This window comes from Arthrobacter sp. FW306-04-A (genome assembly GCF_044358315.1).
Taxonomy (GTDB): Bacteria; Actinomycetota; Actinomycetes; order Actinomycetales; family Micrococcaceae; genus Arthrobacter.
In genome coordinates, this window is sequence record NZ_CP084559.1 from 906264 (window position 1) to 916717 (window position 10454).

Annotated in this window: 10 protein-coding genes; 1 reads left to right on the forward strand and 9 read right to left on the reverse strand. The window is 63.4% G+C overall.

Annotation, left to right across the window (positions count from 1 at the left end):
• Nucleotides 1-63: 63 nt before the first annotated feature.
• The 5 genes from iolB to LFT43_RS04305 all read right to left on the reverse strand — a co-directional run bounded on the left by iolB (nt 64) and on the right by LFT43_RS04305 (nt 4081).
• Entirely contained in the window at nt 64-957 is an 894-nt protein-coding gene (gene iolB / locus LFT43_RS04285; RefSeq protein WP_395801308.1) for a 5-deoxy-glucuronate isomerase, read from the reverse strand.
• Between the two features lie 17 nt (nt 958-974).
• Nucleotides 975-1715: a GntR family transcriptional regulator gene (locus tag LFT43_RS04290; protein ID WP_395801309.1), complete on the reverse strand. Its 741-nt coding sequence runs from the start codon at nt 1713-1715 to the stop codon at nt 975-977.
• Between the two features lie 235 nt (nt 1716-1950).
• Nucleotides 1951-2388: a hypothetical protein gene (locus LFT43_RS04295; protein ID WP_395801310.1), complete on the reverse strand. Its 438-nt coding sequence runs from the start codon at nt 2386-2388 to the stop codon at nt 1951-1953.
• Between the two features lie 25 nt (nt 2389-2413).
• On the reverse strand, nt 2414-2821 hold the full coding sequence (locus tag LFT43_RS04300; RefSeq protein ID WP_395801311.1) for a cupredoxin domain-containing protein: 408 nt from the start codon (nt 2819-2821) through the stop codon (nt 2414-2416).
• A 480-nt stretch (nt 2822-3301) separates the two neighbouring features.
• Entirely contained in the window at nt 3302-4081 is a 780-nt protein-coding gene (locus LFT43_RS04305; protein ID WP_395801312.1) for a gamma-glutamyl-gamma-aminobutyrate hydrolase family protein, read from the reverse strand.
• 63 nt (nt 4082-4144) lie between these two features.
• On the opposite strand from LFT43_RS04305, the gene LFT43_RS04310 reads away from it, so the two are divergent.
• Nucleotides 4145-5278: an LOG family protein gene (locus LFT43_RS04310; protein ID WP_395801313.1), complete on the forward strand. Its 1134-nt coding sequence runs from the start codon at nt 4145-4147 to the stop codon at nt 5276-5278.
• A gap of 266 nt (nt 5279-5544) precedes the next feature.
• Here the strand turns inward: LFT43_RS04310 and LFT43_RS04315 are convergent, their stop codons facing one another.
• The 4 genes from LFT43_RS04315 to LFT43_RS04330 form a co-directional block, all read right to left on the reverse strand.
• The gene (locus LFT43_RS04315) at nt 5545-6348 is read right to left on the reverse strand and encodes an IclR family transcriptional regulator (RefSeq protein WP_395801314.1); all 804 of its coding nucleotides are present in this window, start codon (nt 6346-6348) and stop codon (nt 5545-5547) included.
• A 123-nt stretch (nt 6349-6471) separates the two neighbouring features.
• Complete coding sequence (locus LFT43_RS04320; RefSeq protein WP_395801315.1) at nt 6472-7728, reverse strand: aminopeptidase P family protein; 1257 nt, start codon at nt 7726-7728, stop codon at nt 6472-6474.
• Between the two features lie 31 nt (nt 7729-7759).
• A complete protein-coding gene (locus LFT43_RS04325) occupies nt 7760-9163 on the reverse strand; it encodes an MFS transporter (RefSeq protein ID WP_395801316.1) in 1404 nt (467 codons plus the stop codon).
• Nucleotides 9164-9444: 281 nt separating this feature from the next.
• The gene (locus LFT43_RS04330; RefSeq protein WP_395801317.1) at nt 9445-10419 is read right to left on the reverse strand and encodes an ABC transporter substrate-binding protein; all 975 of its coding nucleotides are present in this window, start codon (nt 10417-10419) and stop codon (nt 9445-9447) included.
• Nucleotides 10420-10454: the final 35 nt, after the last annotated feature.

Genomic DNA, 10454 nt, shown 5'->3' on the forward strand with positions numbered 1-10454 from the left:
GAACTCAGCGTTCCGGAGGAGCGTTTTTGCGTTAGTTCGAACGGCGCGTGCCGTCGAATCGCCTTAGGCGCCGAACGGCAGGCGGGGGTCGATGTCCTGTCCATCCCAACTCTGCCGCACCCACCCATGGTGGGGGTCGTCGCTGATGAGCCATTCGCGCACGGGCCCCGGACCGGCCATCACGTTCAGGTAGTACAAGTCGTACCCGGGAGCAGCCATGGCGGGACCGTGCCACCCATAGGGAACCAGCACGACGTCGCCCGTGCGAACCTCAGCGGCCACATCGATCGGGCGGTCATCGGAGGCGTAAACGCGTTGGTAGCCGATCGCATCTGCGTCGGCAGGGGCCTTGGAACGGTCAGCCACGCGGGTCTCGAAGTAGTAGATCTCCTCGAGTTGCGTCTCGCCGTCCTTTTCCTCATCGTGCTTGTGCGGGGGATAGGAGGACCAGTTGCCTGCAGGAGTGAGCACTTCGCAGACGATGAAACGGTCTGCCTCAAGCGCGGCTGGGGTGCCGAAGTTGTGGACCTGGCGGGAGCAGTTGCCTGCCCCCCGGAGTTCAACGGGGGTTTCCGCGGCGGTGACCAGCCGGGTGGGATATGACGCGTTCGCCGGGGCGGTGGCGACGGCGACGCGGCCGCCGTCGGACGAACTGATGGTGACGGCGGTGTTAGTGCCGGAATACAGGACATCGCTGGGCCCATGGAAAACTGACGCCCGCCCGGCGAGGGGGTACTCGACGTCGTCGACCGTCACCGTGAAGGCGCCGTTGAGCGGCACAACGATCCGCTCCTCCGCTGCGGCGGGGAGTTCGACGGCGGTGCCCGCGGCGAGCGTAGCGACCTTGAGCCCGGTGTGGGCCCAACCATCCACGGCCAAGGCGGAATCGGAGGTTCCGAGCGAGATGTCCCAATCGCCGTCGTTGGCGGTTCCCAGTGGATAGACCCAGTTGGCCATGAAGTTAAGTCCTTGCGTTAGCGCTGTACGAGTGTCATTTCAAAGCTGTAGGAATCCGCCCGGTAGACGTGGTGGCCGGTTTCCACCATGCGTCCGGTGTCGTCGACGGCGGTGCGCTCCATGGTGACCAAAGCCGAGCCGACCTCAGCCTCCAATAGAGGGGCCTGGTAGTCGTTGGCGATCATGGCGCCGATCCGCTGCGAGGCGAGACGGAAGTTGACGCCGCCTCGGCGCAGGATGGCGTAGAGGCCATCCGCGGCCAGCATCGCTTCGTCCATGACGGCGATGTCGTCCCGGACCCAGTTCTCCATGAGTGCGAGCGGCTTGCCGCCCACTTTGCGGAGGCGGGTGAAGTGGTAGACCTTCGAACCTGCCGGGAGCTGCAGTGCGGTCAGCGTGGCTGCGTCGGCTTCCATGTGGGAGAAGCTGAGGACCTGCGTTGTGGGCTTCTTGCCGTTGTTGGTCAGATCGTCGTAGAGGCTGGAGAGCTCCAGGGGCCGGCGAACCTGGCTCGAAACCACCTGTGTGCCTACGCCGCGCTTGCGGACCAACAAGCCGGAGCGGACCAGTTCATCCATGGCCTTGCGCATGGTGGGCCTGGACAGGTTGAGCTGGGCGGCGAAGTCGATTTCATTGTCCAAGCGGCTGCCGGGTTCCAGCAGTCCGCTGTGGATGGCGGCCTCGATGCCCTGGACCACCTGATGGTACAAAGGCACAGGGGAAGAACGGTCGATAATGAGGCCAAGTTGATTCGCCATTGCATGCTCCCTCGCGTTCCGGGACTGTCCCGGACGTAGCTGCATGTCCGCTCATGTTCGCTTGATAGGACATACTGCTTTATCGATGATAGCAGGAGCCTTGGCTTGGTCAAGGTTATTGGAGGCGGGTCTATTGCACCCTTATTGCGGGCGGCGCGGGGCGCATGTCCAGACATCAGAACCTGGCGTCGTCACCGGTGACCGAGGCGCCGTCGCCGGTCGGCCTATGCCCCGTTCAGCGTCGGCGTTGCCGGTCGCTGCCGCGTTGCCTAAGGAAGCCGACGCCGGCCAGGACGGCGCCTAGTCCCTCGGCGACGGCGCTGAGGGACTTCCCGAAAAACCATACAGGCTCGTACATGGCCGGGATCGGCCCCAAGGCCGGTATGTCGACATACCGGTAGAGGAGGACTGCGATGAAGGCGCTGGCAGCGACGACCAAGGCGGCCGCATAGGCTGGCCGGCTGCCCCGGACCAGGACATAAAGTCCAACGAGAACCGCGGCGACCGCTTCAAGGCGGAACAGGGTGCCTTGCCCGATTCCTGCCGGGGCAGCCAGCTGGTAGCCGGGTGCAAGCTGCCAATGCACCACCGCGTCGATGACCAAGGCTGCCGCGACGAGAACTCGCAGCACGACATCCTTCGGCCGGCGGCGGATCGGTTCCCGGGCGCTCATTTCACCGTGCTCATTTCCCGGGTGCTCATTTCACGACCAGCGTTCCGTGCATATTGGAGTGGTAGGCGCAATGGTAGGGATAGCTGCCAGGTGCGGTTGGTGCAGTGAACTGGACTGTTCCGCCCCCGCCATCGACTGCGGCGTCGAAGGCCTTGCCGTCGTCCGAGGTGAGCGTGTGGGCCTGGGCATCCTCGTTCTTCACGGTGATTTTGGCGCCTGGGCTGACCGAGACGGGTCCTTGATAGCCGAAGTCCTTGATGGTGATGGTACTGGATTGGGAGGTGCCAGACGGCGGAGCGCTGGAGGACGGGGCAGAAGGTGGGCTCGATGATGATGCCCCCTGATAGCCAGCTCCGGACGACCCGCACCCGCTCACCGCGATCAGGAGGGCCGCCGCGACGATGACCATCATTGCCTTGGGGTTCTTTCCCATGATTGATTCCCCGCTTCTCACGTCCGGTGGCCGGAATGTGCTTGCCACACTGATGAGACGAATTCCAAAGCGGTCAGGTTCACCGGAACGGGCAATTGCCCCTGGCAGGCGGAGACCGGCCGGATCGGTCAGGGCCGAGCGCAGTGCCGGGCCGGTTCGGTCGGGTGACTGGGTAGTCTTGGCCCAACTGCAACCGGCGCATACTCCAACGGGGGAAATGCAATTGGGCAGATTGATTGATGGACCGTGGGTGCTGATCCTCGTCTTCATTGCTGTGGCCGTGGTTATCGTCGGGGTCGTTGTCAATAAGGCAAGGCGCTCTGATTTCGCTGCTTCACGCCCAGCGGGATATGGGGAACCCCCTGGCCCTTAGGGTATGTCCGTACTACCCCAGGCCTATGCGCAAGGAATGGGCCACCGCTCGGCAGCCACAATATTTGGTGTTATTGGCATTTTGTCCTGGGTAAGTCTTTGGCCCCTTTACCCAACGGGGCGCAGCGTCCTGCAGACCTCCACGAAAGCCTTGAACGGGGCGAGCCGTTCCTCGTCGGGCAGCTGCGAGGCCTCCGGGTGCCATTGCACGGATGCCACCCAGCGTTGCGGATCCTCGAGGGCCTCCACCGTGCCATCCTCTGCTACCGCAGTGACCACCAGGCCGTCGCCCACCCGGGCCACGGCCTGGTGGTGTCCCGAGGCAATCCGCACCGAGTCCCGCGAGCCATATAGCCCAGCCACCTTGGAATCCGGAGAAAGTTCGACGTCGTGCCACGCCCAGGTGCTCAACCCGCCCTCCGCCGGGGTCAGGCCATTGTGCTCAACCGATGACGGGTGCATGTCCTGGATGAGTGAGCCGCCGTACACCACGTTCAGGAGCTGATGGCCGCGGCAGATGCCGAAGGTGGGCAAACCGGCGTCGAGCGATTCACGGGCAACCGCCAAGTCCAGGCGGTCCTGGTCCGGGTTGACGTCATAGCAGGCATCGATCGCCTCCTCGCCGTAGAGTCGCGGATCCAGATCTCCGCCACCGGGCAGCAGGACCCCGTTGAGGGAACGGAGTTCGGTGGCCAGCCGGCCTGCTTCATCGGTGAATGAGGCGTCCAGCAGTACCGGCTCCGCACCGGCGTCGCGCACTAGTTCGACGATGAAATCGAAGAGTTCATTCGCCTCTCCCACGCGGGCATCGGCATCCTCGGAGCTGCTGAGGCGGACGGGTATGCCGATCCGGGGCCGGACGCTGCTCTGCTGTTCGGAAGTCTGCATCCTCCATGATGCACCGGCCGGGCAACTCCTGCGCAACGGGAACCGCGGGCTTACGCTGATGCCATGAATCCGTCCCGCGCCCTGACTCCCAGTCCCCGCACGCTCGACATTGAGAGCGTGGCCCATTTCGACCGGCTGCTCAGCTCCGGCGCGGCGACCATGCACGGCTGGCACGCCCAGTCGCTGGACCTGCGGGGCCGGCGTGGCGACTTGGAGCGGCTGGATCCCCAGGGCGCGATCTTCCTGGGCTGCACCTTCGACGACGGTGTGGAGGACTCCCTGCGCAGCCGCGGTGCCCTCATCTTTCCGAAGCTGCGCGGCGTACCGTTCAACCCCTACCGGGGCAGCCTCTACAGCGCCGCCGAACTGTACGAGGACGTTGACTCGACAGAGTACGAAGCCACCCTGGATGCCCAGATCTACCAGTGGAGCATCATGCCGGGGCAGCGGACCAGCCTGGACGCCACCCTCGCCGCCGCGCTGCACGACCACGCCATCGGGGACGCCCTGGACGAGCTCCTGGGCAACGGGGACTTCGCGGGGAACAAGATCGTGGGCGTCATGGGCGGGCACGCCGCGCAACGCGGAACACAGGATTTCGACGACGCCGCGCGCCTCGGGCGGCTCCTCGCATTATCCGGTTTCACCGTGGCCACGGGTGGCGGGCCGGGCGCCATGGAAGCGGCCAATTTGGGCGCCTACTTGAGCGCCCTGCCCGACGTCGACTTCGCCGTCGCGCTCCGGGCGCTCGCGGTGGTGCCGGGTTTCCGTCCCTCGGTGACGGCGTGGGCGCGGGCCGCTGCCGCGGTCGTCGGTGCGAATCCGAGCGGAACGACGTCGCTGGGCATCCCCACCTGGTTCTACGGGCACGAGCCGCCCAACCTCTTTGCCACCCACATCGCCAAATACTTCGCGAATTCCATGCGCGAAGCGATACTGCTGGAACTGTGCAACGGCGGAATCGTGTTTCTCCCGGGCTCCGCCGGCACCGTGCAGGAAATTTTCCAGGACGCGTGCGAGAACTTCTACGGCGCCCCGGAAACCGTCACTCCCATGGTGCTCGTGGGGCGCGACCATTGGGAGCGCACGTATCCGGCGTGGCCCATGTTGCAGAGCCTCGCGGCCGGGAAAGTGATGGAGGACTGGATTTTCCTGGTGGACACGGTGGAGGAGGCGCTCGCCGTCGTCGCAGGCTAGCCATTCGGTTCCCCACACCAATGGACATGTCCATCCTTGGCTTCCACCCCGCCCGGCAGCAAGGGACATGTCCAGCCTTGGCTCGGAACAGTGGACATATTGCGAATATGCCCATCTCTGGATTCCGAGGCTGGGCATGTCCCTTTGGGCGTGAGCGTTATGTCCGCTGCCAAGGCTCGGGACTGGGCATGTCCGGTGGATGGCGAGTGCGCATGTCCATTTCTGGAGCCCTGAGCGGCACAGGTTCCGTGGGAGGGGCCGGCAGGTTAGTGCGCTGCGCGGCCACCCAAGCGCCTGGTGATCTTGCGGGCGGCATCTTGGCAGGCCTCGCCGAGGCTGGCGAGAGTGTCTTGGGAGACGCGGAACTTGGGGGCGGGGATCAGAACGGAGGCCACGATGTCGCCGCGGTGGTCATAGACAGGTGAAGCCACGCCCACTTCTTCGATGGATGTTTCGCCGAAGTTGACGGCCCATCCTCGCATTACCGACTCCCGGAGCCGGAGCAGGTAGGCCTCGAGGGCTTCCTCGTCCAGGCCGGGCAGCGTGATCGAGCCACTGCGCAGGAGCGTGCGCACCCGATCTGCATCTTCGGCGGCCAGGAAGACCTGTACCGAGGAACTGAGCGCCTCGTTGTATCGGGCACCGAGCGGGGCGAGATGCTTGACCTGGTGGCGGCTGGCGATTTGTTCCACGCACATGGATTCGTTCCCGTTCCACACCATGAGCGCGCTCGTCTCGCCGGTCCGTTCGCTGAGTTCGCGCAGCACGGGATAGGCCACCCGACGCTCTTCCAGTTCGGCGAGGAGCGGACCGGCCAAGGCAATCATGCCCAAGCCCAGCCGGAAGCGGCGGGAGTCGGAGTCGCGCTCCACCAAGTGTTCCTGTTCGAAGGTCGCGAGGATCCGGGACACGGTGCTCTTGTGCAGGCCGATCCTACCGGCGATCTCGGTGACACCCAACAGCGGTTCCTCGGCGGTGAAGCTGCGGAGCACGGCAATGGCGTTCTCAAGGACGGAAGCGCCTTTGGAATCGCCGTTGGACGGGGTTTCGCTGGTGTTTACTGAGGTCATGTTGGTCACTATATGGCCCTTTTAATCGGGACATGCCCAGCCTTGGCCTAAGGCAATGAGCATATGCAGCATATGTCCATCGCTCGGGCGCAAGGCTGGGCATGTCCGGGGGAGGGGTGGGTGTCAGGCGCCGATGATGTTGTATTCCGGGCCGAACGGGAACTTGGTGATGTTCTCGGCGCCGTCTTCGCCGACCACCAGGATGTCGTGTTCCCGGTATCCGCCGGCACCCGCCTGGCCGTCGAGGACCGTGATCATCGGTTCCATCGAGACCACCATGCCTGGCTCCAGTACGGTGTCGATGTCCTCGCGGAGCTCCAGTCCGGCTTCGCGCCCGTAGTAGTGGCTCAGTACGCCGAACGAGTGGCCGTAGCCGAATGTACGGTTGGCGAGCAGTCCGTGCGAAACGTAGATCTCGTTCAATTCCGCGGCGATGTCTTTGCAGACGGCACCGGGCTTGATGAGTTCCAGGCCGCGTTTGTGGACTTCCACGTTGATGTTCCACAGTTCCAAGGAGCGAGCGTCGGGTTCGCCGTAGAACAGCGTGCGCTCCAGTGCCGTGTAGTAGCCGCTGGTCATCGGGAAGCAGTTCAAGGACAGGATGTCGTGTTCCTGGATCCTGCGGGTGGTTGCCCAGTTGTGGGCGCCGTCCGTGTTGATGCCGGACTGGAACCACACCCAGGTATCGCGGATTTCGGAGTCCGGGAAGGTGCGGGCAATCTCGTGCACCATGGCTTCGGTGCCGATCAGGGCCACCTCGTACTCGGTGATCCCGGCCGTGATGGCGCTGCGGATGGCTTCGCCACCGAGGTCGCCGATCCGGGCACCGCGCTTGATCACCTCGATCTCCTCGGAGGACTTGATCATGCGCTGGCGCATAGCGGCCTGGGCGACGTCCACCAGCGTGGCGGATTCGAAGGCGGCCTGGATCTTGTTGCGGTTGTCCAGCGGGAGGGAGTCGTCCTCAACGCCCAGACGCCGGACGTTGATCCCGCGGGTCCGAAGCACTTCCTGGATGCCAAAGATGTAGTTGTCGCGGCGCCAGTCCGTGTAGACCAGGTTGTCTCCGTAGCTGCGGCGCCACGGCATGCCGGCGTCGATGTTGGCGGTGACGGTGACTGTGTCCTCGTCCGTGACAACCATGGCGTATGAGCGGCCGAAGTAGGTGAACAGGAAGTCGGAGTAGTACTTGATGGAGTGGTAGCTGGTCAGGACAACGGCGTCCAGTTCCTTCTCGGCCATGATCCGGCGAAGACCCGCAAGGCGTCGCTCAAACTCTGCATCGGAGAAAGTCAGGGAGACCTTCTCTCCATTGTTGAGGACCTTGAGGCGCTCAAGTTTGGCGATGTCGCTTACGGCTTCATTCTCGGTAATGGTCATGCGTGGTGTTCCTTTCAATGGGTGGGTTGTTTCAGTCCTGCTGCAGGGGCTTCTTGGAAGTCTCCACGGCGAAGAGGACCGCGATGAGTGAGATGACCGAGGCCGCCACCAGATACCAGCCGGGGGCCAGTTGGTTGTGGGTCAGGCCGATGAGGAGGGTTGCCATGAACGGGGCGGTGCCGCCGAACAGGGCGTTGGAGAGATTGAAGCTGACGGCGAAGCCGCTGTAGCGGACCTTCGTGGGGAAGAGCTCGGCCAGGAAACTGGGCAAGGTGCCGTCGTTGAGCGTGAGCATGCCGCCCAACAGGATCTGCACCAGGACAATGACCAGGAAGTTGCCGGTATCGAGGAGCATGAACGCCGGAACGGTCAGCACCACAAAGAGCACGGACGCTGTGATGAGCATGCGCTTGCGGCCGAACCTGTCCGAGGCGATCCCCGTCAAAAAGATGAATCCGATGTAGCTGACCAGCGCGATGGTGGTGGCCAGGAACGATTCGGCCGCACCGAAGTGGAGTTCCTCGGAAAGGTACGTGGGCATGTAGCTGAGGATCACGTAGAAGCCGACGGCGTTCAGCAGCACCGCGCCCGTCGCGATGATGAGCTGCTTGCGGTAGGTCTTGAACATGGCGAAGGCCGGGGCCTTGACCGCAGTATCTTTCGCAGCCATTTCGCGGAATGCCGGGGTGTCCTCGAGTTTGGTCCGGATGTAGCGGCCGATCAGGCCCATCGGGGCGGCCAGGAGGAAGGGGAGGCGCCAGCCCCACTCGCTGAGTTGCTCCGCGCTCAGGACCGAGCTGAGCAGTGCCGCCAGCAGGGAACCGAGCAGCAAACCTGCCGCCGTGCTGGCGGGTACGACGGCGGCATAGAGTCCGCGCCGATTGGCCGGCGCGTATTCCACCAGGAATGCCGAGGCACCTGCGTATTCGCCTGCTGCCGAGAAGCCCTGGACAACGCGGACGAGCAGCAGGAGGACTGGGGCCATGACGCCGATGGTGTTGTAGCCAGGGATAAAGGCGATGCAGAAGGTGGCCACGGACATGAGGACGATCGACAGGGACAATGCTTGTTTGCGTCCAAGCCGGTCACCGATGTGGCCCCAGATGAATCCGCCCAACGGACGAACGAAGAAGGAGACGGCAAAGACGCCGAACGTGGCGAGCAGGGCGGTCTGCCGGTCCGATGCAGGGAAGAAGACGGTAGAGATGATCCCGGCGAGGTATCCGTAGACGGCGTAGTCGAACCATTCCACGAAGTTGCCGATGAAGCTAGCGGTGATGACGCGGCGCCGGGTGTCCCTGCTGACTATCTGGTTGTTGGCTGGCATTGAGGGGCCGCCCGGGGTGGCTGCTTCGGGAAGGGCGACGGGCCCGCCTTTGGATCCGGTGCTGGAGCTTCCCGGGATTGCTGCCACGGAGGATGTTTCGTTTTTCATGAATCCACCAAGAATTTTTGGGTTGCATTCAACGCAACGCTGTTGCACCAGAATAGATGTGTTGCGCGTCACCGTCAAGGGTATTTTGTTGCCACCCAATTAGTCCCCACTAGATGTCGTGTTGGGCGCGCTATGCAACGACAAGTGCGAGCTAGTTGGGAAGGGCGGCGCATAATCTGCAACACCGTTGCGCAGAGCGCGCTTAAATCTCACCCTTGAACGCAAAGAAGCTCCCCGGATCCATGGATCCGGGGAGCTTCAGAGCGAGATGGGTTCAGGGACTACTTGAGCCAGGCAGCCACCACGTCCGGGTGGGCATCGACCCATTTCTTGGCCGCGGCGTCGGGCTTCATGCCGCCCTGGATATCCGTTGCGACGGAGTTCTGGTCCGCGTTGGTCCATGAAAAGGCCTTGGCCAGCTTGGCGGCGGGGGAGCCGCTGTCCGCGAACTTCTTGGATATCACCTTGTTCAGTTTGTAGTCGGGGTAGTCACAGGCCACCTTCTCGGCGTTGGAATCGCAGCCAGGTGTGTACGCCGGCAGGCTGACCTTCTTGAGGGAGACCTCGGAAAGGAACCATTGCGGTTCGTAGAAGTACCCCAGCAGGGGCGTCTTGTTCTTCTCGGCCGAGCGGAATGACTGGATGAGAGCGGCTTCCGAGCCGGAGAAGACCACTTTGTAGTCCAGGCCAAGGTTCTTGACGAGGGCTTCGTCGTTGGTCACGAACGCTGGGTCGCCGTCCAAGACCTGGCCCTTGCCGCCTGATTCGGACGTGGCAAAGAGGGAAGCGTATTTGTTCAGGTTCTTGCTGTCCGTGATGTCCGGGTACTTGGCGGCCATCCATGGTGGTACGTACCAGCCGATGTGACCTTCATTGCCGGTGGGGCCGGCGTCGACCGCTACTTTCTGATCGGTAATGTATTGCTTCGCGAGGTCCTCGTGGCCCCAGTTTTCCATCACTACATCGACTTCGCCGGATGCGAAGCCCTGCCAGGAAATCTGTTCCGACAGGTCCTTCTGGACCACTGTGCAGCCGAGCTTGTTTTGGGCGATGTAGCTATAAACGGCCGCATTCGCCGTGTAGCCTACCCAGGCGTTGAGGGCCACGTTGACGCTTCCGCAGGGGGTGCTTGAGGCACCGGCCGCGGCCGCTTGATTGACTGTTGCGCCGCCGCAGCCAGCAAGCAACAGGGCGGCAGCCACGGTTCCGGCGAGCGTGGGAATTGTTCGTTTCAACAGCAGTCCAGCTTTACTCATGGTTGGGTCTCCTTGTTGGGCAGTGTGTGAGCGTG